General features: G+C 72.3%; 17 protein-coding genes, 1 rRNA gene and 2 pseudogenes. 13 read left to right on the plus strand and 7 right to left on the minus strand.

Features of this window, described 5'->3' with window-relative positions; all coding sequences use genetic code 11:
• The first annotated feature begins 205 nt into the window (after positions 1-205).
• Positions 206-322, plus strand: a 5S ribosomal RNA gene (rrf, locus tag IG78_RS0105290).
• Between the two features lie 120 nt (positions 323-442).
• Here the strand turns inward: rrf and IG78_RS50035 are convergent.
• Complete coding sequence (locus IG78_RS50035; protein ID WP_031128369.1) at positions 443-1,549, minus strand: hypothetical protein; 1,107 nt, start codon at positions 1,547-1,549, stop codon at positions 443-445.
• A 138-nt stretch (positions 1,550-1,687) separates the two neighbouring features.
• Here IG78_RS50035 and IG78_RS51095 point away from each other — a divergent pair.
• Positions 1,688-2,369, plus strand: a pseudogene (locus IG78_RS51095) (tetratricopeptide repeat protein); the annotation flags it as partial.
• 456 nt (positions 2,370-2,825) lie between these two features.
• Here the strand turns inward: IG78_RS51095 and IG78_RS0105300 are convergent.
• Positions 2,826-4,103: a DUF1015 family protein gene (locus IG78_RS0105300; RefSeq protein WP_030560069.1), complete on the minus strand. Its 1,278-nt coding sequence runs from the start codon at positions 4,101-4,103 to the stop codon at positions 2,826-2,828.
• A 71-nt stretch (positions 4,104-4,174) separates the two neighbouring features.
• Between IG78_RS0105300 and IG78_RS0105305 the strand changes: the two genes are divergently transcribed.
• Positions 4,175-5,227 (plus strand): HAD-IIA family hydrolase, encoded by a 1,053-nt coding sequence (locus IG78_RS0105305; protein ID WP_030560070.1) that lies wholly within the window; start codon positions 4,175-4,177, stop codon positions 5,225-5,227.
• Positions 5,228-5,524: 297 nt separating this feature from the next.
• Here IG78_RS0105305 and IG78_RS50040 read toward each other — a convergent pair.
• Positions 5,525-5,726: pseudogene (locus IG78_RS50040) on the minus strand (ABC transporter substrate-binding protein); the annotation flags it as partial.
• A 53-nt stretch (positions 5,727-5,779) separates the two neighbouring features.
• Between IG78_RS50040 and IG78_RS0105315 the strand changes: the two are divergent.
• The 3 genes from IG78_RS0105315 (at position 5,780) to IG78_RS0105325 (ending at position 8,848) form a co-directional block, all read left to right on the plus strand.
• Complete coding sequence (locus IG78_RS0105315) at positions 5,780-6,823, plus strand: FecCD family ABC transporter permease (RefSeq protein ID WP_030560071.1); 1,044 nt, start codon at positions 5,780-5,782, stop codon at positions 6,821-6,823.
• Positions 6,820-7,893, plus strand: a complete 1,074-nt coding sequence (locus IG78_RS0105320) for a FecCD family ABC transporter permease (RefSeq protein WP_030560073.1) — start codon at positions 6,820-6,822, stop codon at positions 7,891-7,893. Before IG78_RS0105315 ends, IG78_RS0105320 begins: the two co-directional genes overlap by 4 nt.
• 157 nt (positions 7,894-8,050) lie before the next feature.
• Entirely contained in the window at positions 8,051-8,848 is a 798-nt protein-coding gene (locus tag IG78_RS0105325) for an ABC transporter ATP-binding protein (protein WP_030560075.1), read from the plus strand.
• 16 nt (positions 8,849-8,864) lie between these two features.
• On the opposite strand, the gene IG78_RS0105330 is transcribed toward IG78_RS0105325, so the two are convergent.
• Entirely contained in the window at positions 8,865-9,212 is a 348-nt protein-coding gene (locus tag IG78_RS0105330; protein WP_030560076.1) for an SCP2 sterol-binding domain-containing protein, read from the minus strand.
• Between the two features lie 42 nt (positions 9,213-9,254).
• On the opposite strand from IG78_RS0105330, the gene IG78_RS41765 reads away from it, so the two are divergent.
• Genes IG78_RS41765 through IG78_RS0105345 form a run of 3 tightly spaced genes read left to right on the plus strand, consistent with a single transcriptional unit; the run spans position 9,255 to position 11,363 of the window.
• Positions 9,255-9,638 (plus strand): hypothetical protein, encoded by a 384-nt coding sequence (locus IG78_RS41765; protein WP_030560078.1) that lies wholly within the window; start codon positions 9,255-9,257, stop codon positions 9,636-9,638.
• Positions 9,639-9,645: 7 nt separating this feature from the next.
• Entirely contained in the window at positions 9,646-10,461 is an 816-nt protein-coding gene (locus IG78_RS0105340) for a TlyA family RNA methyltransferase (RefSeq protein WP_030560079.1), read from the plus strand.
• Entirely contained in the window at positions 10,458-11,363 is a 906-nt protein-coding gene (locus IG78_RS0105345) for an NAD kinase (protein ID WP_078964765.1), read from the plus strand. Before IG78_RS0105340 ends, IG78_RS0105345 begins: the two co-directional genes overlap by 4 nt.
• A 377-nt stretch (positions 11,364-11,740) precedes the next feature.
• On the opposite strand, the gene IG78_RS0105350 is transcribed toward IG78_RS0105345, so the two are convergent.
• Positions 11,741-13,093 (minus strand): FtsX-like permease family protein, encoded by a 1,353-nt coding sequence (locus IG78_RS0105350; RefSeq protein WP_225881955.1) that lies wholly within the window; start codon positions 13,091-13,093, stop codon positions 11,741-11,743.
• 170 nt (positions 13,094-13,263) lie between these two features.
• Between IG78_RS0105350 and recN the strand changes: the two genes are divergently transcribed.
• Positions 13,264-15,006, plus strand: a complete 1,743-nt coding sequence (recN, locus tag IG78_RS0105355; protein WP_030560082.1) for a DNA repair protein RecN — start codon at positions 13,264-13,266, stop codon at positions 15,004-15,006.
• Positions 15,007-15,494: 488 nt separating this feature from the next.
• Complete coding sequence (locus tag IG78_RS0105360) at positions 15,495-16,634, plus strand: glycosyltransferase family 4 protein (RefSeq protein ID WP_030560083.1); 1,140 nt, start codon at positions 15,495-15,497, stop codon at positions 16,632-16,634.
• Positions 16,635-16,741: 107 nt separating this feature from the next.
• On the opposite strand, the gene IG78_RS0105365 is transcribed toward IG78_RS0105360, so the two are convergent.
• Positions 16,742-18,376, minus strand: coding sequence for a PucR family transcriptional regulator (locus tag IG78_RS0105365; RefSeq protein ID WP_030560085.1), 1,635 nt, complete (start codon positions 18,374-18,376; stop codon positions 16,742-16,744).
• Positions 18,377-18,482: 106 nt separating this feature from the next.
• Complete coding sequence (locus IG78_RS0105370) at positions 18,483-20,294, minus strand: glycoside hydrolase family 15 protein (protein WP_030560086.1); 1,812 nt, start codon at positions 20,292-20,294, stop codon at positions 18,483-18,485.
• 473 nt (positions 20,295-20,767) lie between these two features.
• Between IG78_RS0105370 and pyrG the strand changes: the two genes are divergently transcribed.
• Positions 20,768-22,423, plus strand: coding sequence for a CTP synthase (pyrG, locus tag IG78_RS0105375; protein ID WP_030560088.1), 1,656 nt, complete (start codon positions 20,768-20,770; stop codon positions 22,421-22,423).
• A 93-nt stretch (positions 22,424-22,516) separates the two neighbouring features.
• On the plus strand, positions 22,517-23,143 hold the full coding sequence (locus IG78_RS0105380; protein ID WP_030560089.1) for an NUDIX domain-containing protein: 627 nt from the start codon (positions 22,517-22,519) through the stop codon (positions 23,141-23,143).
• Positions 23,144-23,585: the final 442 nt, after the last annotated feature.

The raw sequence follows: 23,585 nt of genomic DNA on the forward strand, positions 1-23,585 counted from the left end.
AGGCCAGATATGGAAGGCGGGCAACCGCTGGAGTTGACTGGTACTAATAGGCCGAGGGCTTGTCCTCAGTTGCTCGCGTCCACTGTGTTGTTCTGAAACAACGAACAGTTGTGTCGGCTGAACAGTTCCACTTACTTAATTGAAAAGTGTGCTTGTTCGCTGCCCTGTTTGTGATTTCGCCTATCGGCGGGATGTTTCATAGGGTTTCGGTGGTCATAGCGTGAGGGAAACGCCCGGTTACATTTCGAACCCGGAAGCTAAGCCTCACAGCGCCGATGGTACTGCAGGGGGGACCCTGTGGGAGAGTAGGACGCCGCCGAACAATCTTTGGAGGACCCTTGGTCCCAGCGTTCACGCTGGGACCAAGGGTCCTTTTTGTTTTGCTCGAAGAGCGCCGACTACTCGGCTGCGTCAGAATGACTGCGGTACCGAAGACTAGGAGTCACCCATGTCCACCAACTCTCCCGACGAGCGACCGGAGCGCGACCAGCGCAGCCGGGATGGTGGCGACCGGGGCGGATACCGCGGTGGGCCACGACGCGACAACGACCGCGGTGGAGACCGCGGAGGCTTCCGCCGGGACGACCGCCGGGACGACCGCCGGGACGATCGCGGCGGTGACCGCGGCGGCCGTAGCGACCACGGAGACCGTGGTGGTTTCCGGCGCGACGACCGCCGTGACGGAGACCGTGGTGGTGATCGTGGCGGGTCCCGCCGCGACGACAACCGTGGCGGTAGCGGCGGTGGCGGCGGTGGCGGCTATCGAGGCCGTGACGACCGCGACAGCGGCCGGCCCTCGTTCCGCCGCGACGACCGGCGCGAAGGCGACCGCCCCAGCTTCCGGCGTGACGATCGGCGTGACAACGATCGTGGCGGGTTCCGTCGTGATGACGGTCGGCCCCCCTTCCGGCGCGACGACCGTCGTGATGACCGGCGGGACGATCGCGGTGGCGACCGCGGTGGCGACCGTGGTGGCTTCCGTCGTGACGACAGTCGGCCCCCCTTCCGACGTGATGATCGCGGTGGTGACCGTGGTGGTGACCGTGGTGGTGACCGTGGTGGGTTCCGTCGTGATGACAGTCGGCCGCCGTTCCGGCGCGACGATCGCCGTGATGACCGCCGGGATGATCGCGGTGGTGACCGTGGTGGTGACCGTGGTGGGTTCCGTCGTGATGACAGTCGGCCGCCGTTCCGGCGCGACGACCGGCGCGATGACCGGCGGGACGATCGCGGTGGTGACCGTGGCGGTGACCGTGGTGGCTTCCGTCGTGACGACAGTCGGCCCCCCTTCCGACGTGATGACCGCCGGGACGATCGCGGTGGTGACCGCGGTGGCGATCGTGGTGGCTTCCGTCGTGACGACAGTCGGCCCCCCTTCCGCCGCGACGACCGCCGTGATGACCGGCGCGACAACGACCGTGGTGGGTTCCGTCGTGACGACGGCGGCCGCGGTGACCGCCCCAGCTTCCGCCGTGACGACCGACGCGACGACCGTCGGGACGACAACCGCGGTGGCGGCGGGTTCCGTGGTCGCGACGACCGCGGGCACGGACCGCGTCGTGACGACAGCCGGGGCCGTCCCGGCGGCTTCCGCGGCCGTGACGACCGGGGTGACCGGGGCGATCGGGGCGACCGCGGTGGCTTCCGGCGCGACGACCGTGAGCGGGACCGTGAGCCGATCAAGCGGCTGCCGATCCCGGACGACGTCACGGGCTACGAGATCGACCAGGACGTACGGCAGGAGCTGCAGAGCCTCCCGAAGGGGCTCGCGGAGGACGTCGCAAGGAACCTGGTGATGGTCGCCAAGCTCATCGACGAGGACCCCGAGGGTGCCTACGGGTACTCGAGGGTCGCGCTGCGGCTCGCCTCACGCGTCGCCGCCGTCCGTGAGGCCGCAGGCTTCGCCGCGTACGCCAACCAGAAGTTCAGCGAGGCGCTCGCCGAGTTCCGGGCCGCGCGGCGCATGACCGGCAGTGTGGAGCTGTGGCCGGTCATGGCCGACTGCGAGCGCGGGCTCGGACGGCCCGAGAAGACGCTCGACATGGCCGGAGCCCCCGAGGTGCACAAGCTCGACAAGGCGGGACAGGTCGAGATGCGGCTCGTCGCCGCCGGTGCGCGACGCGACATGGGGCAGGTCGACGCCGCCATCGTCACGTTGCAGAGCCCCGAGCTCGCGTCCAGCTCGGTGCAGCCCTGGACCGCCCGCCTGCGGTACGCCTACGCCGACGCCCTGCTCGCCGCCGAGCGTGCGGGCGAGGCGCGCGAGTGGTTCGCCAAGGCCGTCGAGGCCGACAAGGACGGCAGCACCGACGCCTCCGACCGGCTCGCCGAACTGGACGGAGTCGAGTTCGTCGACGCCCTCACCGGCGACGAAGCGGAGCCGGACCTCGATGCCGAGTCGGACCCCGATGCCGAGTCGGACCACGACGCGCAGCCGGTCCGCGAGGCTGAGTCGGACCACGAAGCCGGGCCGGACCACGACGCGCAGCCGGTCCGCGAAGCTGACCCGGTCCGCCAGGCCGAGCCGGTCCGCCAGGCCGAGCCGGACCGCGACGCCCAGCCGACCCGCGACGCCCAGCCGACCCGCGCCGCCGAGACGGATGAAGACGAAGACCCGGCGGTCCGCCCGGCCGCCGAGGCCGTCGAGACGGTCGAGGACGTCGCGGTCATCGAGCGCGACAGCGAGCGCGACAGCGAGCGTGACGAGGACTGAAAGATCTCTTCACCGCGGCAGGCAGGCGGTGGACAAGAGTGAGTGAAGGGGTGGGCCTCCGACCGGAGGCCCACCCCTTCGTCGTATGCGACGGCCCGCGCGGTCGGCGGCGTCAGAACGCCAGGTCGCGCAGGACCAGACCCGTCGCCGGCTTCGGGCCGAACGACGTCGACTTGCGGGGCATCGTGACCCCCTGCCGCGCCAGCTCCCGCACGACCTCCTCGCGCACCGGGTGCATCAGCACCGCAGTACCGCCCTCACGCTCGGCCTTCTCGACCGTGGCCTCCGTGTGGTGGATGTACGCGATGTGCTCCGGGGCGTCGGGTACGCGCCAGAGGTGGTCGAGTATCGCGGAGTGCAGGACGGTCGCGTCGAGGGTGCGCCAGGTCTCCGGGCGGCCGAGCGGGATCGTACGGTCCAGGAGATCGGCGGATGGACGGTCGACGAGGTGGTACGCGCCGTCACCCGCCAGCAGGAACGCGTTGCCTTCCGCCGCCGCGCCCGCGAGAGCTGCCTGGGCGTCGGGCAGGGAGCACCGCAGAGTACGTACCCGGAACGAGCCTTCGAGGGCGGCCAGGGCCTCCGCGACCGGCAGCCCGTGCAGATACCGGTGGATGGCGCGGACCCGCAGCGGATAGCGGGCCGTGTCCACGAGCAGGACCAGGCCGAAGTCCCAGGGGCCCGGCGACGGGTGCTCGGCGCGAAGGCGCAGATTCGTGGCCCAGCGGTGGTGCCCGTCGGCGATGAGAGCCTGGTGGTGCGCCAGATCCGACCGGATTTCAGTGATCTCCGCCGGTTCGGTCACCGCCCAAAGACGGTGGTTGTAGCCGTCCTCCGTCGTCGTGGACAGCAGCGGCTTGTGCTGTATGGCGCGCTCTATGACGGCGGCCACGCCGCTCGTCGGCTCGTCGCCGCGGTAGGTGAGCAGCAGCGGTTCGAGGTTCGCGGCCGTCGCGCGCATCAGGGCCGCGCGGTCCTCCACGACGTGCGGCATGACGTCCTCGTGCGGCAGGACGACCCCGGCCGCGGGCTCGGACAGCCGCAGGGCGCCGATGATGCCGCGCTGCAGCATGTCGTCGTCCCGCTGTTCGTACACGTACAGACCGGGTACCGGATCGGGGGCGAGGACGCCCTCGCCGAGCCACTCGTGGAGGGTGTCGGCGGCCTGGCGGTTGCGGGCGGCGGGCGTGGTCGCCTGCGGCAGGATCAGACGGACGATGTTGTGCGGGTCGGCCGACTCCAGTTCGAGGAGGCCGTCGGGCCGCACGACCACGTCGTACGGCGGTGACGTCACGGCGGCGAGTGAGCCCACCCTCTCGGGGTCGTAGCGCACACCTCGGAACGGAACAAGATCGAGGCCCTGGACGTCGTTGTCACCCGCTGTGTTCATTAGTGCATCGTAAGTGTGTCCCTGGCATGCGCGATGATCGGGGCAGTGCACATAGTGAGGAGCGATACGTAATGAGCCAGACCGGCAGCCGGACGCGCAGCGAGCCCGTGAGGACCCGCCCCGCGGGCAGTGCGAAGCCCTTGAACGTCAGCTATGACACGGCGCTGCTCGACCTCGACGGGGTGGTGTACGCGGGCGGCAAGGCCATCGCGTACGCCGTCGAGTCGCTGGACACGGCCCGGTCCGACGGTATGCGTCTCGCGTACGTGACGAACAACGCGCTGCGCACGCCGGACGCGGTCGCCGCCCATCTGACGGAGCTCGGCATCCCGGCCGACGCGTCGGACGTGATCACGTCGGCACAGGCCGTCGCGCGGCTCGTGAGCGAGCAAGTGCCTTCCGGGGCGCGGGTGTTGGTGATCGGTGGCGAGGGGGTGCGGGTCGCGTTGCGTGAGCGCGGGCTCGAACCCGTGGAGTCCGCCGACGACGAGCCGGTGGCCGTGGTGCAGGGGTACGGCGGGCCCGACCTCGCGTGGTCGCGGTTCGCGGAGGCCAGTTACGCCGTCGCGCGCGGCGTGCCGTGGTTCGCGTCCAACACCGACCTGACCATCCCGAGCGGGCGTGGTATCGCGCCCGGCAACGGCGCCGCCGTGGAGGTCGTGCGGATCGCTACGGGCGCGGAGCCGCAGGTGGCGGGGAAGCCGTTGCCTCCCATGCACCGGGAGACGATTCTGCGGACGGGGGCTGAGCGGCCGCTGGTTGTCGGGGACCGGCTCGACACCGATATCGAGGGGGCGTTCAACGGGGGTGTGGACTCGTTGCTCGTTCTGACCGGGGTCACCGACGGGGCGCAGTTGCTTGCTGCTCGGCCCGAGCATCGGCCCACTTATGTGGACGGGGATCTGCGGGGGCTTCTCGCTGGGCAGCCTGAGGTGGTGGCGGAGGGGGAGGGGTTTCGTTGTGGTGGGTTCAGTGCTGCTGTGAGGGGTGAGGCGCTGGTGCTTGAGGGGGAGGGGGATGCTTTGGATGGGTTGCGGGTGCTTTGTGCGGTGGCCTGGGCCCAGGCGGGGGACGGGGTTTGTGGGCTTGATGGGGGGAAGGCGTTGGCTCGGCTGGGGTTGTAGGGGGGGCTTCCCCAATCCCGCCCCTTCCCGAACCAGGGGCGCTGCGCCCCCTGGACCCCCGCTTATCGGCGCTCCGCGCCTCGTCCTCAAACGTCGGACGGGCTGGATCTTCGCCGGGGCGCGCTGAAACCGTCGCCCCTCGGGCTTCCTCGCCGCCCGGTCCGGTTCGTCTCTGTGCGGTCTGTCCGGCCTTGACGGCGGGGAGCTGGTTCCAGGTCGGCTTCTTCGCGAGCTGCTGGGCGGAGAACGAGGTCGAGCGGTTGTCGATCAGGATGAGACCGGCGTGGTCTCTCCTCAGGGGCCGAAGGCGCCGGTGCACTCGACGCCGTAGTCATGCAGGGCGGCGGCCGTGCTGATGAAGGCCACGATGTTCTTCGGCGTCGAGCCCGTCCTCGCTGCCGCACGCGGCGAGCAGCGCACCCAGGCCCAGAGCAGCACCTCCCGCGAGCAGTCCGCGGCGGGTGGGGGAGGGCTCGGATGTGGGGACTGACCGGGGCATACGTGGCACTTCTCTCGTCGAAGAGCGTTGGCAGGGTAGGCTAACCTAACCGGGTGTTGGTCGACAGTCCCCCCGAACCCAGCGCGGAGACCGCTCCCGCGCCACCCGGTCGCCGCGCGATACGCGGCGCCGGGCTCCTGCTCTCCGTCGTGGTGCTGCTCGCCCTGGTGTTCGCCAGCATCGCCGTGGGAGCCAAACCGCTCTCCATGGACCAGGTCTGGCACGGCCTCTTCGAGGACTCGGGGACGTACGCCGACATCGTCGTCGGCGAGCGGGTGTCCCGCACGCTGCTCGGTGTCCTCGCGGGCATGGCGCTCGGCCTGTCCGGCGCCGTCCTGCAGGCGCTGACCCGCAATCCGCTCGCCGACCCAGGACTGCTCGGCATCAACATGGGCGCGTCCGCCGCCGTCGTCACCGCCATCAGCTTCTTCGGCGTCACCTCGCTGACCGGCTATGTGTGGTTCGCCTTCGCGGGCGCGGCGGTCGTCGGTGCCCTTGTGTACGCGCTCGGCGGCACCCGCAGTGCCACACCGGTGCGGCTCGCCCTCGCCGGTACGGCGCTGACCGCGGCGCTCTCCGGCTATCTCCAGGCCGTGATGATCACGGACAACGCCGCGCTCGACAAGATGCGCTTCTGGACGGTCGGTTCGCTGGCCTCCGCCAAGATGGAGACGATCCAGCAGGTCGCGCCGTTCCTCGCCGTCGGCACCCTGCTCGCCCTCGGCCTCGCCCGGCCCCTCAACGCCGTGGCGATGGGCGACGACACCGCCCGCGCGCTCGGCGCCCATCTGACCCGCACCCGCGCGCTCTCCATGGTCTCGGCGACGCTGCTGTGCGGCGCCGCGACCGCCGCGTGCGGGCCCATCATGTTCGTCGGCCTCATGGTGCCGCACATCGTGCGCTCCTTCACGGGACCCGACATGCGCTGGATCTTCCCGTTCGCGGCCGTCCTCTCGCCCGTCCTGCTGCTCGGCGCCGATGTGCTCGGCCGGATCGTCTCGCGGCCCGCCGAGCTCCAGGTCGGCATCGTCACCGCGGCCGTCGGCGCCCCGGTGTTCATCCTGCTCGTACGACGGCGGAGGACGGCCCAGTTGTGAAGGCCCTAGGTACCCGCGCGACGCGTACTTCAGCGCCGCGCGCCCGCGCGCTGCGCACCCATGGCGGAGTGTCCGTCCGCTTCGACGTCCGCGCGGCCGTGGTCGTGGCGGCGCTCGTGGTCGCCGCGCTCGCCGCGAGCGTCGCCCTCATCGGCACCGGCGACTTCGACATCCCGGCCGTGGACGTCATCCGCACCCTGCTCGGCAACGGCGACCCCGGCCAGGAGTTCATCATCAACGACCTGCGGCTGCCGCGGGTCGTCGTCGCCCTCCTTGTCGGCGCCTCGCTCGGCCTCGGCGGCGCGCTCTTCCAGTCCATCTCCCGCAATCCGCTGGGCAGCCCGGACGTCCTCGGTATCGGGCAGGGCTCCACCGCGGGCGCCCTCCTGATGATCGTGATCTTCCAGGGCAGCGCGACCGAGGTCGCCGGCGGCGCGCTCGTCGGCGGCCTGGTCACCGGCGCCGCGATGTACCTCCTCGCCTGGAAGCAGGGCGTCCACGGCTACCGTCTCGTCCTCGTCGGCATCGGCGTGAACGCCTTCGCCGTCGCCGTGAACGGCTACCTCCTGACCAAGGCCGACCTCGTCGACGCGGCGCGGGCGGTCGTGTGGATGACCGGTTCGCTGGCCGGGCGCGACTGGGAGCAGGTGTGGCCGCTGCTCACGCTGTGCGCCGTGCTCCTGCCGCTGATCGTCGCGCATGCGCGGCCACTGCGGATGCTGGAGATGGGCGACGACACCGCGTACGCGCTCGGGGTGCCCGTCGAGCGCACCCGCGTCGTCCTGATGACCGCCGCGGTGCTGCTCACGGCGGCGGCGACCGCGGCCGCCGGGCCCGTCAGCTTCGTCGCCCTCACCGCGCCCCAGTTGGCCCGCCGCCTGACCCGCTCACCGGGCCCGAACCTGGTGCCCGCCCTGTGCATGGGCGCCACCCTCCTCGTCGTCGCCGACTGGGCCTCGCAGCGGGTCTTCGGCGCCGACCAACTGCCCGTCGGCGTCGTCACCGGTGTCCTCGGCGGCGTGTATCTGCTGTGGCTGCTCGTCACCGAGCGCAAGGCGGGACGCATATGAGGCCGACACGCATGCCGCCTGAGCGCATGCTGCCGACATCTGCGGGGCCGCAGCCCATGCTGCCGACATCTGCGGGGCCGCAGCCCATGCCGCCGACGTCTGCGGGGCCGCAGCCCTCGTCCGCGTACGAAGACACCCACGACCAGGAGCGTGCCCTGTGAACCGGCTGATCGCCGACGACGTCACCCTCGGCTACGACCAGCGCGTCATCGCGGAGAAGCTGTCCGTCGAGATACCCGACAACTCCTTCACCGTGATCGTCGGTCCGAACGCCTGCGGCAAGTCGACGCTCCTGCGCGCCCTGTCCCGGATGCTCAAGCCGTCGGCCGGGCGGGTGCTCCTCGACGGCCGGACCATCCACTCGCTGCCCGCCAAGAAGGTCGCGCGGACCCTCGGTCTGCTCCCGCAGTCCTCCATCGCCCCTGACGGCATCACGGTCGGCGACCTGGTGGCCCGCGGCCGCTACCCGCACCAGGGACTGCTGCGGCAGTGGTCGGGCGACGACGAGCGGATCGTGCGCGAGTCCATGGAGTCCACCGGCGTCGCCGAGCTCGCGGACCGGTACGTCGACGAGCTGTCCGGCGGTCAGCGCCAGCGCGTCTGGATCGCCATGGCGCTCGCCCAGCAGACACCGCTGCTTCTGCTCGACGAGCCGACCACGTTCCTCGACATCCAGCACCAGATCGACGTCCTCGACCTCTGCGCCGATCTGCACGAGGAGCAGGGGCGCACGCTGGTCGCCGTGCTGCACGACCTGAACCACGCCGCCCGCTACGCCACACACCTCATCGCACTCCGCGACGGAAAGGTGCTCGCCGAGGGCCCGCCGCTGGAGATCGTCACCGCCGAGTTGGTGCGGGAGGCCTTCGGGATCGACTGCCGGGTCATCGACGACCCGGAGACGGGGACGCCCTTGGTCGTGCCTGCCGCCCGTAAGGCCCGCGTGGCCACGTAGCTGGTTCTGGCAGCCGTCACAGCAGCGACCGCAGGCGCAGCAGGTCCCGCAGGCCCGCCTCCAGTCTGATCCTGCCTCCGGCCCACGCCTTGGTGAAGTTCAGGTCGCCGTCGACGAGGGCGAGCAGGTCGGGGGCGGTCATGACGAGGCGGATCTGGGCCTTCACTCGGGGCGGACCCGAGTGCTGGTCGACGACCTCGATCCGGCCGTTCTCAAGCCGCCCGGTGAACGTGCCGTCCAGATCGGTGATGTGGCAGCTCAGGGAGCGGTCGAGGGCGGCCGCACTGCGTACGTCGCCGTCGGCGCCCGCGAGGTTGTCCGAGAGTCTGTCGAGTGCGCTGCGGCACTCCGCCATGGTCACCATCGTGATCGACGGTACCGCAGGGCTTCGATGTAGCGTCGTGCCATGAGCGACTGGACGCCGGGCCCCGAGCCCGAGCTCAGAGAGGCGGAGCACGGGCTTTCGGCGACGCCGGAAGCCGCCGCGGAGGCAGTGGCCTACGCCGCCGTGGGGGCAGTGCCGGACGCCGCCGTGGGGGCAGCGGTGGAGGCGGGCGCCGCCCCCGCCGAACCCGCCCCCCTGGAAGTGGTCCGCACACCCACGGGCAACGCCGAGGTCGACGCGTGGTTGCAGCGTCTCGCCGACGCCGACCACCTCGCCACGGACGGCCACATCGAGGTGTACGAGGATGTCCACCGGGGCCTGCGCGACGCGCTCACCGCGCTCGACGCACGCCCTGGGCCGCCCGCGCCTTCGGGCACGCCCGGACCCTCGTACGACAGGAGCTGAACCGAACGTGGCAGGAGTGGCACGCCGCCGCCTCGACGCCGAGCTGGTGCGCCGGAAGCTCGCGCGCTCGCGCGAGCACGCAAGTCAGTTGATCGCCGCCGGCCGGGTGAGCGTCGGCAAGACCCTCGCGACCAAGCCGGCCACGCAGGTGGAGACCGCCGCCGCGATCGTCGTCACCCAGGACGACGGCGACCCCGACTACGTCTCGCGCGGCGGCCACAAACTCGCGGGCGCCCTCGCGGCCTTCGTACCGGAAGGGCTCGCAGTCGAGGGGCGGCGCGCCCTGGACGCGGGCGCCTCCACCGGCGGCTTCACCGATGTACTGCTGCGCGCGGGCGTGGCGCACGTCGTCGCCGTCGACGTCGGCTACGGACAGCTCGCCTGGTCGCTCCAGAGCGACGACCGGGTCACCGTCAAGGATCGTACGAACGTACGCGAGTTGACGCTCGACCTCATCGACGGCGTGCCCGTCGACCTGGTCGTCGGCGATCTCTCCTTCATTCCGCTGGGGCTCGTGCTTCCCGCCCTCGCGCGCTGCGCGGCGCCGGACGCGGACCTCGTCCTGATGGTCAAGCCGCAGTTCGAGGTCGGCAAGGAGCGCCTGGGCAGCGGTGGTGTGGTGCGCAGCGCGGAGCTGCGGGCCGAGGCCGTGCGGACCGTGGCACGGCAGGCATGGGGGCTCGGCCTCGGAGTGCGCGGGGTGACCGCGAGCCCGCTGCCAGGGCCCTCGGGGAATGTCGAGTACTTTCTGTGGCTGCGCGCCGGGGCGCCGGAACTCGACCCGGCGGACGTCGACCGTGCCGTGGCGGAGGGGCCCCGTTGAGTCAGACCCGAGCTCGTACTGTTTTTCTCCTGGCGCACACCGGCAGGCCCGCGGCCATCCGCAGTGCCGAACTAGTCGTGGAGGGGCTGCTGCGCAGCGGCATCGGCGTGCGGGTGCTCGCGGCGGAGGCGGTGGACCTGCCGCTGCCGCCGTCGGTGCAGCTCGTCAAGGAGGCGACACCCGCCTGCCTGGACGGCTGCGAACTCCTCATCGTGCTCGGCGGTGACGGGACGCTGCTGCGCGGCGCCGAGTTCGCCCGTGCCTCCGGGGTGCCGATGCTCGGCGTGAACCTGGGCCGGGTCGGCTTCCTCGCCGAGGCCGAGCGGGACGACCTGGACAAGGTCGTCGACCGCGTCGTCACCAAGGCGTACGAGGTCGAGGAGCGGATGACCGTCGACGTCCTCGTGCACAGCAACGGCGATGTCGTGCACCGGGACTGGGCCCTCAACGAGGCCGCCGTGCAGAAGATGTCGGCCGAGCGGATCCTGGAGGTCGTCCTGGAGATCGACGGGCGCCCGGTCACCGGGTTCGGCTGCGACGGCATCGTGTGCGCGACCCCGACCGGGTCGACGGCGTACGCGTTCTCGGCGGGCGGGCCCGTGGTGTGGCCGGAGGTCGAGGCGCTCCTGATGGTGCCGATCAGCGCCCACGCCCTCTTCGCCAAGCCCCTGGTGACCTCGCCGAACTCCGTCCTCGCAGTCGAGGTCCAGCCGCACACGCCGCACGGGGTGCTGTGGTGCGACGGGCGGCGGACCCTGGAGCTGCCCGACGGGGCGCGTGTGGAGGTGCGCAGGGGTGCCGTGCCGGTGCGGCTCGCCCGGTTGCACCATGCCTCGTTCACGGACCGGCTCGTGGCGAAGTTCGCGTTGCCGGTGTCGGGGTGGCGGGGGGCTCCGCACTAGCGCTTCGCTGGATGTGCGGGGGGTTGTGCGGGGCGGTTGGGGTGGTTGCCCCGCGGGGCGGGGGTGCTTGGTCCGCGGGGCGGGGGGTGCTCGTCCCGCGGGGCGGTTGGGTGCTTGGCCGCGGGCCGGTGGGGGCTGGTCGCGCAGTTCCTCGCGCCCCCTGCGGGGCGCCATCCTGCGGGGTGTCAGCCTGCGGGTCGGTGGGGGTTGGTCGCGCCGTTCCTCGCGCCCCTTGCGGGGCGTGCCGGGATTCATCCTCTGCGGGTCGGTGGGGGCTGGTCGCGCCGTTCCCCGCGCCCCTTGCGGGGCGCCCATCCTGCGGGGCGGTCATCCCGCGGGGCGCCCATCCTGCGGGGTGGCCATCCCGCGGGGTGGGGTCAGGTCGCGTTTAGCACCGTTATTGCTCTGCGTCGCAGCGCCGCCGTCACCGGCAGGCCGGTGGCCCCGAGGGTCAGGAGCAGGGTGCCCGCCGCGATGCCCGTCGGTACCGCCCACGGCAGATGCGGCACCGCCGAGCCGAAGGCCGTGCTGAGCATCGGTGCGAGGGTGGCGAGGGCGATCGCGCCGCCGAGCAGCAGTGCCGTACCGGCGACGACCACCGCCTCCCACGCCGCCATGGCCCGCACCTGGCGGCGCTGGGAGCCGACGACCCGCAGCAGGGCGAGGTCGCGGCGGCGCTCGAAGGAGATCATGGCGAGGGTGTTCGCCGAGGCTATGGCGGCGAAGCCGGCGTACAGCGACGTGCCCATGTAGTCCATCCAGACTTCGCCGGTGCTGCCCGCCGAGCCGGTGTGGTGCTCGGCCGTCGTATGCATGGCGATCTTCGTGAGGCCGAAGCCGACGACCAGGAGCAGCGGCACCACCGCCGCGGAGAAGCGGCGGGGCTGTGAGCGCACGTTCAGCATCGCCAGGCGCGCCGTGCCGCCGCCGAGCCTGCCCACGGCCGCGGAGACCAGCCAGGCCGCGGGCCCGATGATCCGCGGCCCGAGCAGCCCCGCGCCCGCGCAGAACAGGATCAGGACGAGGAACGCACCCTCGCTCGCCTCGTCCGCGGGCTGTCGCGAAAGGAGCACCGACAGGGCGACGCCGCCCGCGACCGCGAGGACGCCGAGGGGAGCCCGCAGCAGACCGAGCCCCCGCCGCCCCGCCGACGCCTCGTCCAGCGCGCGTGCCGGGCGCAGCAGGGAGAACCGGAGCGAGGAGAGCACCGCGGCGAGCGCCGATGTGACCACGGCCACGCCCAGGCAGACGGGCAGCGCGAGCCAGCTCAGGCGGAAGGGCACCTCGGCCGGGACCAGACCGTGGGTGACCATGCCGCGGAACCAGACCCGGGCGAGGACACCGCCGAGCGCGAAGCCGACAAGCGCCGCCGGTACGGACGCGGCGACGGCCTGGACGGCCACCGCGCGGCGGACCTGCCGGGGCCGGGCGCCGATGGAGCGGACGAGGGCGAGCTCGCGATGCTGCTGGACCACGGCGGTGCCCATGGTCGACGCGACCACGAATATCGACATGTAGATGGAACCGATCAGAAGGACGACCGCCGTGTCGCCCACGCCGTTCTCGGTGAGCCGGTGCCGGACGTCCGCCGGGAGTCCGTCCGTGCTCGTGGTCCGCAGCATCGTCGTCGACGCGCTCACCACGGTCGCCGCGAAGAGCGCCGCGACGGCCGTGCCCACGAACGCCGGGCGGTGGGAGCGCAGTGCAGCCCGCGCCATTCCTGTACTCATGTCGATCATGATCCGGCGCGGGATGTGCCCGCACCATGGTGTGGGCCGCAGCGTTCCCCTGGGGAAAACCCCACCCCGGCGGGTGACAGAGGCGTTCCTGGCGACCTCCACCACCTGCGCGTTCACACCCGGGCACCAGGGCACGTCGCACGGCGGCCCCCTGACCTCGTATGGTCATGTCCGTGTTGGAGGAGATGCGGATACGGTCGCTCGGAGTCATCGACGACGCGGTGGTCGAGCTGTCGCCCGGCTTCACCGCCGTCACCGGTGAGACCGGCGCGGGCAAGACCATGGTCGTCACGAGCCTCGGCCTGTTGCTCGGCGGGAGAGCCGACCCCGCCCTGGTGCGGATCGGCGCCAAGTCGGCGGTCGTCGAGGGGCGGATCACCGTGCCCGCGGGCGCCGCCGCGGCCGTGCGCGCGGAGGAGGCAGGGGCCGAACTCGACGACGGGGCGCTCCTCGTCAGCCGCACCGTCTCGGCCGAGGGCCGCTCCCGGGCCCACCTCGGCGGGCGTTCCGTGCCCGTCGGCGTGCTGGCCGAGCTGGCCGACGAACTCGTGGCCGTGCACGGCCAGACCGATCAGCAGGGCCTGCTCAAGCCCGCACGGCAGCGCGGCGCGCTCGACCGGTACGCGGGCGAGGCCGTCGCCGGGCCGCTCGACAAGTACAGCGCCGCGTACCGCAGGCTGCGTGCCGTCACCACCGAGCTCGACGAGATCACCACGCGTGCCCGCGAGCGCGCCCAGGAAGCCGACATGCTGCGCTTCGGCCTGGAGGAGATCGCCGCCGTCGAACCGCGCGCGGGCGAGGACACCGAACTCTCCGCCGAGGCCGAGCGGCTCGGCCACGCCGAAGCCCTCGCCTCCGCCGCGGCCCTCGCGCACGCGGCCCTCGCGGGCAACCCCGAGGACCCCGAGGGCGTCGACGCCACCACCCTGGTCGCGGGCGCCCACCGGGCCCTGGAGGCCGTCCGCTCCCACGACGCGTCCCTCTCCGCCCTCGCCGACCGCGTCGGCGAGATCGGGATCCTCCTGTCGGACGTGGCGGGCGAGCTCGCCGGGTACGCCGACGACCTCGACGCCGACCCGCTGCGGCTCGCCGCCGTGGAGGAGCGCAGGGCCGCGCTCACCCAGTTGACCCGCAAGTACGGCGAGGACGTCGGTGCCGTGCTCGCCTGGGCCGAGGACGGCGCCGCGCGGCTCACCGAACTGGAGGGCGACGACGGCCGCCTGAGCGAACTCACCGCCGAGCGGGACGCCCTGCGTGCCGAACTCTCCGGTCTCGCCCTGGCCCTGACCGAGGCGCGCGTCGAGGCCGCCACGCGGTTCGCCGCGGCCGTCACCGAAGAGCTGGCCTCCCTCGCCATGCCGCACGCGCGCGTGACGATCGACGTGCGGCAGGCCGACGACCCCCACGGCGTCGAGATCGACGGGCGCACGGTCGCGTACGGGCCCGCCGGCGTCGACGAGGTCGAACTGCTCCTCGCCCCCCACCCGGGGGCGCCGCCGCGGCCCATCGCCAAGGGGGCCTCAGGAGGCGAGCTGTCCCGGGTCATGCTGGCCGTGGAAGTCGTCTTCGCCGGTACGGACCCCGTGCCCACCTATCTCTTCGACGAGGTCGACGCCGGGGTCGGCGGCAAGGCCGCGGTCGAGATCGGGCGGCGGCTCGCGCGGCTCGCGAAGTCCGCGCAAGTCGTTGTCGTCACCCACCTTCCGCAGGTGGCGGCGTTCGCCGACCGGCAGTTGCTCGTCGAGAAGACCAGCGACGGGTCCGTGACACGGTCCGGGGTGCAGGTGCTCGAAGGGGAGGACCGGGTGCGGGAGCTTTCGCGCATGCTCGCCGGGCAGGAGGACTCCGAGACCGCTCGGGCGCATGCGGAGGAGTTGCTGGCGGCGGCCCGGGGGGACGGCTAGGCGAGTGCCCTCGCGGGGCGCCCCGGTCCCGCCCCTTCCCGAACCAGGGGCGCTGCGCCCCCTGGACCCCAGCCTCATCGGCGCTCCGCGCCTCGTACTCAAAGCCGGACGGGCTGTGAATAGCCCCTCCGGCGTTTGAGGAGCGGGGTCTGGGGCGGAGCCCCAGGATCGGAGAAGGGGCGGGATCGGGGGCTCCCAGTTGGGTCCGAACCCCACATCGCGAAGATGCGGGGAGGGGGATCGAAGGGGGAGACGGCGGGTGGACGGGACCCGGCGCGGGGCGTGCGCTCGCCCGAGTGGGTGATCCGGTGCCGGGAGTTGTCAGGGCCGAAGCTGAAGGGACCTTTCAGCGGTGCCGGACGGGCATACGTACTGGCATTCTTGGCGCAGTGCACGGACGGCCGAGCGTCCGCCCGCCCGCACCACCGGCGCCCCCCACCCCCCGGTGCGCCGTCCAGCCGCCGACCCGACCCAGGAGCCCCGGCCACGTGAGCCACGTGAGCACCCCCGTCCCGCAGTCCAGGCCGCGTCTGCACGCCGTGCAGGTACTCGGCGGTGGCAGTGCGGGCAGCAGCGCGCACGTCAGGTCCCTGGCCGCAGGGCTCGCCGCACGGGGCGTGCGCGTCACCGTCTGCGCCCCCTGTGAGGCGGACGAGGCATACGACTTCGCGGGCACCGGCGCCCACCACGTCCCCGTGCCGCGGCGCAGCGACCCGGCGTCCCTCGCGGCCCTGCGGGCGGCGTGCGCGGACGCCGACCTGGTGCACGCGCACGGACTGCACGCCGCGCTGCGTGCCACGCTCGCCCTGACGGGGCGCCGCGTCCCGCTCGTCGTCACCTGGCACACCCGCGCCCACGCCGCCGGCACCCGCGCCCATGTGCTGCGGGCCCTTGAGCGGCGGGTCGCAAGGGCCGCCACCGTCGTCCTCGGCACCTCCTCCGACCTCGTGGACCGCGCCCGCGGCCGGGGCGCCCGTGACGCCCGCCTCGCCCCCGTCGCACTGCCCGCGCAGCGCCGGGACCCCGACGCGGACGCCGAGCCCAGGGGGCAGCGCCACAAGGCCCGCGCCGACCTCGGCGCCGTGGACCGCCCGCTGCTGCTCGCCGTCGGATCGCTCGACGCGCACCGCGGCTACGACGTCCTCCTCGACGCCGCGCACGCGTGGTGCGGGCTCGAACCGCAGCCGCTGCTCGTCGTGGCGGGGGAGGGGGCCGAACGGGCCGCCCTACAGGCCCGCATCGAGGCCGAAGGTCTGCCCGCGTGCCTCGTCGGGCGGCGCGAGGACATCCCCGAACTCCTGGCCGCCGCCGACCTCGTGGTGCTTCCGAGCCAGTGGGAGTCGCGCTCCCTGCTCGCCCAGGAGGCCCTGCACGCGCGTGTACCGCTCGTCGCCACCGCCGTCGGCGGCATTCCCGAACTCGTCGGCGACGCCGCGGAACTCGTCCCGTACGGCGACGCCCAGGCCCTCGCCGAGGCCGTCATCCGGTTGCTCGCCGACGACGTACGCAGACAGGAGCTGAAGGAACGGGGCGCCGCCCAGGCCGCGACCTGGCCGACCGAGGACGAGACGGTCGCGCAGGTCCTCAGGGTCTACGACGAGCTGACCCAGCCCCTCACGTCGTACTGAGGCCTTCAGGCCTCGGTGCAGGCCCGCCGGGTCACGTGCAGGCCCGCCGGGTCACGTGCAGGCCCGCCGGGTCACGTGCAGGCCCGCCGGGCCACGTGCACAGGCCCTCAGGCCACGTGCCGCCGTGCCCGCAGGGCCAGACTCAGGGCCAGGACCGTCTGCGGGTCGTCCAGGTCGGTGCCGAGCAGTTCGCCGATCCGGGCCAGGCGGTTGTACAGCGTCTGGCGGTTGAGGTGCAGTTCGCGCGCGGTCTCCGCCTTGCGGCCCGCGTGTGCGAGATAGGTCTGGAGGGTGGGCAGGAGGGGCGGCTTGGAGCGGCGGTCGTGTGCGCGCAGCGGGCCGATCGCCCGGTCCACGAACGCGGCGAGCGCGGTGGGGTCGTGCCGGTGCAGCCGCCACAGGAGCAGGTCGATGTCCAGGCGCCGCGCGTCGTACCAGGCCCTGTCCGGCAGCCCCTGCGCCGCCGTGGCCGTCTCCGCCGCGTGCCGCAGGCCCGAGGCCGCCGCCGCCCAGCCGCCCGCCACGCCGACCACCACGACCGGCGGCTGCGCGCCGGGCCGCCGCATGCCCGCCCGCTCCACCCCGGCCCGCAGCGCCGCGGCCACGCGGTCGGCGACAGTACCCCGCTCGGCCTCGGTCCGCAGCCCGAGAAGAAGTGGAACTCTTCCCTCCACCGGGCGTACGCCGAGCAGAACCGGCACTCCCACGGCCGCGAGCTCCTCGCTGACGGCGCGGGCGAGCACCGCGAGGGCGGCGCCGGTCGGCAGCCCGTCGGGGACTCGCATGACCATGGGAAGGAGCGGGCTCGAACCCGGCTTGAAACCGAGCACGCGCGCCTGCGCGGGCGCGTCGTCGGCGGTGATCCGGCCCTCGGCGAGGTCGGTGAGGAAGTCACCACGGCCGCGGGCCGCGAGCTCCTCCTCCTGCCGCGCCTGCATCAGGACGACCGCGAGGCTGCCCGCGGCTCGCTCGGCCGCGATCCGGTGGACGGGGAGCAGCGGTGACTCCACGGCGAGCAGGACCAGGCGGGCCCGCACCGATCCGGCTCCGGGACCGCCGCCCGGCACGTCCACGACGACCGCTCCGGCAGGCGGCTCGGCCCGGTCGTCGGGGCGCCCGCGCAGCCCCTCCCAGACCTGGAGCGGGTCCGCGCAGGCGCTGCCCGCCCCGGCGGCGTACAGGAGCTGGCCGTCCGTCGTCTCAAGGAACACCGGGTTGCCGCTGAACTCCGCGAGGACGGCGAGGACTTGGGGGACGCCGCCGCCCGAGAGCAGGGCTTCGGTGCAGCGCCGGTGCACTTCCTCGGCGCGGCGCAGGAGCGTGTAGTGGCCGTTGACGATCTCCGTGTGCACCTCTTCGGTGACGGTCACGAAGGGCACCTCGCGGTGCAACTGCACCAGGGGCAGACCCGCGGCGCGTGCCGTGTCCACGAGGGCGGCCGGGAGCCGCGCGAAGCGCGGCCCCAGCTCGACGACCAGGGCCGCGATGCCGCGCTCGGCGAGTTCGCGGACGAAGGCGCGCTGCTCGGCGGGGCGGGCGCCGAGCCCGAGCCCGGTGGTCAGCAGGAGCTCGCCGCCCTTGAGCAGCGAGGCGATATTCGGCACCTCGCCCGCGTGCACCCACCGCACCGTCCGCTGGAGCCGTTCGGCGCCCGCCACGACCTCCGGCAGCCCGCCGCGCAGCCCGGGGAGCTCCAGCGCCCGCTGTACGGTGATGCCGCCCTGGGTGTCCTGACTGTCCATGGGGCGGACGCTACCTGACCAGGGCGGGAGCTCCCCGGCCGTCCCGGCGCCGGGACTTCGGCGCGGTCGCCCGCGCCGAGTCCGACGAGGGCGCCCTCAGCCCCCGTCAGCCCCCGTACGCCCCCGAGGCCGTGAGCCGCAGGGCCGTGTCGATGAGCGGCACGTGGCTGAACGCCTGCGGGAAGTTGCCGACCTGGCGCTGCAGGCGCGGGTCCCACTCCTCGGCGAGCAGGCCGAGGTCGTTGCGCAGGGCGAGGAGGCGCTCGAAGAGCCTGCGGGCCTCGTCCACGCGGCCGATCATCGCCAGGTCGTCGGCCATCCAGAAGGAGCAGGCGAGGAACGCGCCCTCGTCGCCTTCGAGGCCGTCCACGCCCTCGTTGTCGCCGGAGGTCGGATAGCGCAGGATGAAGCCGTCCGGCGTGGACAGCTCGCGCTGGATGGCCTCGATCGTGCCGATGACGCGCTTGTCGTCCGGCGGCAGGAAGCCGACCTGCGGGATGAGCAGCAGGGAGGCGTCCAGCTCCTTGGAGCCGTAGGACTGGGTGAAGGTGTTGCGCTCCTTGTCGTAGCCCCGCTCGCAGACGTCCCGGTGGATGTCGTCGCGCAGGTCGCGCCACTTGTCCAGGGGGCCGTCCGCGTCGCCGGACTCGATGAGCTTGATGGTGCGGTCCACGGCGACCCAGGCCATCACCTTGGAGTGCACGAAGTGGCGGCGCGGTCCTCGCACCTCCCAGATGCCCTCGTCGGGCTGGTCCCAGTGCGTCTCCAGATAGCGGATCAGCTTGAGCTGGAGCAGTGAGGCGTAGTCGTTGCGGGCGAGGCCGGTCATGTGCGCCAGGTGCAGGGCCTCGGTGACCTCGCCGTACACATCGAGCTGGAGCTGGTGGGCGGCGCCGTTGCCCGCGCGGACCGGTGCCGAGTTCTCGTACCCCGGTAGCCAGTCCAGCTCCGCCTCGCCGAGCTCGCGCTCGCCCGCGATGCCGTACATGATCTGGAGGTTCTCGGGGTCGCCCGCGACCGCGCGGAGCAGCCACTCGCGCCAGGCGCGGGCCTCGTCGCGGTAGCCGGTGCGCAGGAGCGAGGAGAGCGTGATGGCGGCGTCGCGCAGCCAGGTGAAGCGGTAGTCCCAGTTGCGGGAGCCGCCGATGTCCTCCGGCAGGGAGGTGGTGGGCGCGGCGACGATGCCGCCCGTGGGGGCGTACGTCAGGGCCTTGAGGGTGATGAGGGAGCGGACCACGGCCTCGCGGTAGGGCCCGTGGTACGTGCACTGCTCGACCCACTCGCGCCAGAACTCCTCCGTCGTGGAGAGGGCGGCCTCCGGCTCCGGGTGGGCGGGCTGGCCCCTGTGCGAGGGCAGCCAGGAGATGGTGAAGGCGACCCGGTCGCCGGGGGCGACGGTGAAGTCGGAGTACGTCGTCAGGTCCTTGCCGAAGGTCTCCGCGGTGGTGTCGAGCCACACCGAGTCCGGCCCGGCGACGGCCACCGTGCGCCCGTCGACCTTGTGCACCCATGGCACCACACGGCCGTAGCTGAAGCGCATCCGCAGGGCCGAGCGCATCGGCACCCGGCCGCTTACGCCCTCCACGATCCGCGTGAGCTGCGGGTTGTCGGTCCCGCGCGGCGGCATGAAGTCCGTGACCCGGACCGTGCCGCGCGGGGTGTCCCACTCCGACTCCAGGATCAGGGAGTCCCCGCGGTAGGACCTGCGGGCCGCCCTCGGTGGCTGCGAGCCCGGCGCATGGGCAGGGCCGAGCCGCCAGAAGCCGTGCTCCTCCGTGCCGAGCAGGCCGGCGAAGACGGCGTGGGAGTCGAAGCGGGGCAGACACAGCCAGTCGACCGTGCCGTCCCGGCAGACCAGCGCCGCTGTCTGCATGTCTCCGATGAGTGCGTAATCCTCGATGCGCCCGGCCACGTGCATCCCCATTCAAACGGCCACGTTCGCCCGCTCACGGGGCGCTCGTTCTACGGTCAAGGGTTCGCTGTAAAACGAACTGCCGGCCCCGGATGTTTCCCATGGTCTTCCGGAAGTGCCGACGGGGGTGGTTCCGCCCGGGCACACGGCTCGGCAGAGAGTGTCCGAGCAACATACATCGACGTCCCGGAAATCTGCCCGCTCGTCCCGGCAACGTGACTACGCCGAACGTGTTCCGGATCCGGACGGTGCCCGTCCGGCACCGGTCCTGTGCCCATGCAATGAAGATCATGTAATTGATGTGAAGGTGCGTGTCAGGACGTGGCCGGAAGCGGCCCCCTCCCGTCGCTGATACCCTGGTAGCCCGTGAGCCGGTGGTCATCGAACCCCCGAACCGCAGCGACGGCACCTCCCTCCGCACCTGGAGCGGACGGCCACGCACCCCTGAGACCGCGACGCACGGGAGCCCCCCCTTGGCCATGCCACCCACATCCACGACGACCAAGCACATCTTCGTCACCGGGGGTGTCGCCTCCTCCCTCGGCAAGGGCCTCACGGCCTCCAGCCTGGGTGCGCTCCTCAAGGCCCGGGGCCTCAGGGTCACGATGCAGAAGCTCGACCCGTACCTGAACGTCGACCCCGGCACGATGAACCCCTTCCAGCACGGTGAGGTGTTCGTCACCAACGACGGCGCCGAGACCGACCTCGACATCGGACATTACGAGCGGTTCCTCGACGTCGACTTGGACGGCTCCGCCAATGTCACTACAGGCCAGGTGTACTCGCAGGTCATCGCCAAGGAGCGGCGCGGCGAGTACCTGGGCGACACCGTGCAGGTCATTCCGCACATCACCAACGAGATCAAGCACCGCATCCGGCGTATGGCGACCGACGACGTCGATGTCGTCATCACCGAGGTCGGCGGCACCGTGGGCGACATCGAGTCCCTTCCGTTCCTTGAGACCGTCCGCCAGGTGCGGCACGAGGTCGGCCGCGACAACGTCTTCGTGGTGCACATCTCGCTGCTGCCCTACATCGGCCCCTCCGGCGAGCTGAAGACCAAGCCGACCCAGCACTCCGTCGCCGCGCTGCGCAACATCGGTATCCAGCCGGACGCGATCGTGCTGCGCGCCGACCGTGACGTCCCGATCGCCATCAAGCGCAAGATCTCGCTGATGTGCGACGTCGACGAGGCCGCGGTGGTGGCCGCCATCGACGCCAAGTCGATCTACGACATCCCGAAGGTGCTGCACACCGAGGGCCTGGACGCCTACGTCGTGCGCAAGCTCGACCTGCCGTTCCGCGATGTGAACTGGACGCAGTGGGAGGACCTGCTCGACCGGGTCCACAACCCCGACCACGAGATCACGATGGCCCTGGTCGGCAAGTACATCGACCTGCCCGACGCCTATCTGTCGGTGACCGAGGCACTGCGCGCGGGCGGCTTCGCGAACAAGGCCCGAGTGAAGATCAAGTGGGTCACGTCCGACGACTGCAAGACCCCGGCGGGCGCCGCCAAGCAGCTCGGTGACGTGGACGCGATCTGCATCCCCGGCGGCTTCGGCGACCGCGGTGTGTCCGGCAAGGTCGGCGCGATCCAGTACGCCCGCGAGAACAAGGTGCCGCTGCTCGGCCTCTGCCTCGGCCTGCAGTGCATCGTGATCGAGGCGGCGCGCAACCTCGCGGACATCCCGGACGCCAACTCCACCGAGTTCGACTCCGCCACCTCGCACCCGGTCATCTCCACCATGGCCGAGCAGCTCGACATCGTCGCGGGCGAGGGCGACATGGGCGGCACCATGCGGCTCGGCATGTACCCCGCGAAGCTCGCCGAGGGCTCCATCGTGCGTGAGGTGTACGACGGCAAGGAGTACGTGGAGGAGCGCCACCGGCACCGTTACGAGGTGAACAACGCCTACCGCGCCGACCTGGAGAAGAGGGCCGGCATCCTCTTCTCCGGCACGTCGCCCGACGGCAAGCTCGTCGAGTACGTCGAGTACCCGCGCGAGGTGCACCCCTACCTGGTCGCCACCCAGGCGCACCCGGAGCTGCGCTCCCGGCCGACCCGCCCGCACCCGCTCTTCGCGGGTCTGGTGAAGGCCGCGGTGGAACGGCAGCAGGCTGCCGCGAAGTAACGCCGGGATACGGTTGCCGGGGTACGCGCCTTGCGGGGCGCGCACCCCGGTTTCTGTTTTGTTTGCACGTAGCACGTGGGAGGACAGCGCGACATGACGATCAAGGACACCGCCGAGGAGTGGCAGGTCACGGCGAGCGAGACTCCGTTCGTCGGCAACAAGACCTCGGTGCGCACCGACGACGTCGTCATGCCGGACGGGTCGGTCGTGCGCCGCGACTACCAGGTCCACCCCGGCTCGGTGGCCGTGCTCGCGCTCGACGACGAGAACCGCGTCCTGGTCCTCCGTCAGTACCGCCACCCCGTGCGCCACAAGCTCTGGGAGATCCCCGCCGGTCTGCTCGACGTTCCCGGCGAGAACCCGCTGCACGCCGCTCAGCGCGAGCTGTACGAGGAGGCGCACGTCAAGGCCGAGGACTGGCGGGTGCTCACCGATGTGTACACCACGCCCGGCGGCTGCGACGAGGCCGTGCGCGTGTTCCTCGCCCGTGACCTCTCCGAGGCCGAGGGCGAGCGCTTCGAGGTCTCCGAGGAGGAGTCCGACATGGAGCTCGCTCGGGTGCCCCTGGCCGATCTCGTACGCGGCGTGCTCGCGGGGGAGTTGCACAACAACTGCCTCGTCGTGGGCGCCCTTTCGCTCACCGCGGTGCTCCAGGGCGAGGGCGTGGACTCCCTGCGCCCGGCCGACGCGCCGTGGCCCGCACGACCGTTCGAGGCCTGAGCGCGGCGTCCCCCGTCCGGCGGCCCGCGGTCGGACGATCCCTTGATCCGATCGGGCGACTTCCGGGCGCCGTACGTCCAGGAACGGCGCACCGCCTGAACTAGGCTCTGAAAGCGTCCCGCCCGGAGTCCCGGCGGGTTCGTGCGCAGGCGGACGGGAGCGTTACCCGTGACGGATCAGGCGGTCGACACGGACGGTTCGACGGGTTCTGGCACGGGGGCCCGCTCTGGCGCGGGGGCCCTGGGCCCGGCGGTCACCGACCGGGTGGTCACCGACCCGGAACCCTCGCGGGCGGACCCGGAACCCGCGGGCGCGGGGCCGGAAGCCGCGGGCGCGACGGACCCCGGCCCGACGGGCACCGGTACCACCGCCGGGGACGCGGCTGCCGCGGGTTCCGCTACCGCCGGTTCGACGGTCACGGGTTCTGCCGCACGCTCGGTTG

The sequence above is a fragment of the Streptomyces aureocirculatus genome (assembly GCF_000720475.1).
GTDB classification, from domain to species: Bacteria; Actinomycetota; Actinomycetes; order Streptomycetales; family Streptomycetaceae; genus Streptomyces; species Streptomyces aureocirculatus.

Bases quoted from the DNA above. Each gene is read 5' to 3' on its own strand.
- IG78_RS0105300 (WP_030560069.1), bottom strand. From the start codon at position 4,103: ATGAACACAGCGGGTGACAACGACGTCCAGGGCCTCGATCTTGTTCCG.
- IG78_RS0105305 (WP_030560070.1), top strand. From the start codon at position 4,175: ATGAGCCAGACCGGCAGCCGGACGCGCAGCGAGCCCGTGAGGACCCGC.
- IG78_RS0105330 (WP_030560076.1), bottom strand. From the start codon at position 9,212: ATGGTGACCATGGCGGAGTGCCGCAGCGCACTCGACAGACTCTCGGAC.
- IG78_RS41765 (WP_030560078.1), top strand. From the start codon at position 9,255: ATGAGCGACTGGACGCCGGGCCCCGAGCCCGAGCTCAGAGAGGCGGAG.
- IG78_RS0105350 (WP_225881955.1), bottom strand. From the start codon at position 13,093: ATGAGTACAGGAATGGCGCGGGCTGCACTGCGCTCCCACCGCCCGGCG.
- recN (WP_030560082.1), top strand. From the start codon at position 13,264: ATGGTCATGTCCGTGTTGGAGGAGATGCGGATACGGTCGCTCGGAGTC.
- IG78_RS0105365 (WP_030560085.1), bottom strand. From the start codon at position 18,376: ATGGACAGTCAGGACACCCAGGGCGGCATCACCGTACAGCGGGCGCTG.
- IG78_RS0105370 (WP_030560086.1), bottom strand. From the start codon at position 20,294: ATGCACGTGGCCGGGCGCATCGAGGATTACGCACTCATCGGAGACATG.
- pyrG (WP_030560088.1), top strand. From the start codon at position 20,768: ATGCCACCCACATCCACGACGACCAAGCACATCTTCGTCACCGGGGGT.
- IG78_RS0105380 (WP_030560089.1), top strand. From the start codon at position 22,517: ATGACGATCAAGGACACCGCCGAGGAGTGGCAGGTCACGGCGAGCGAG.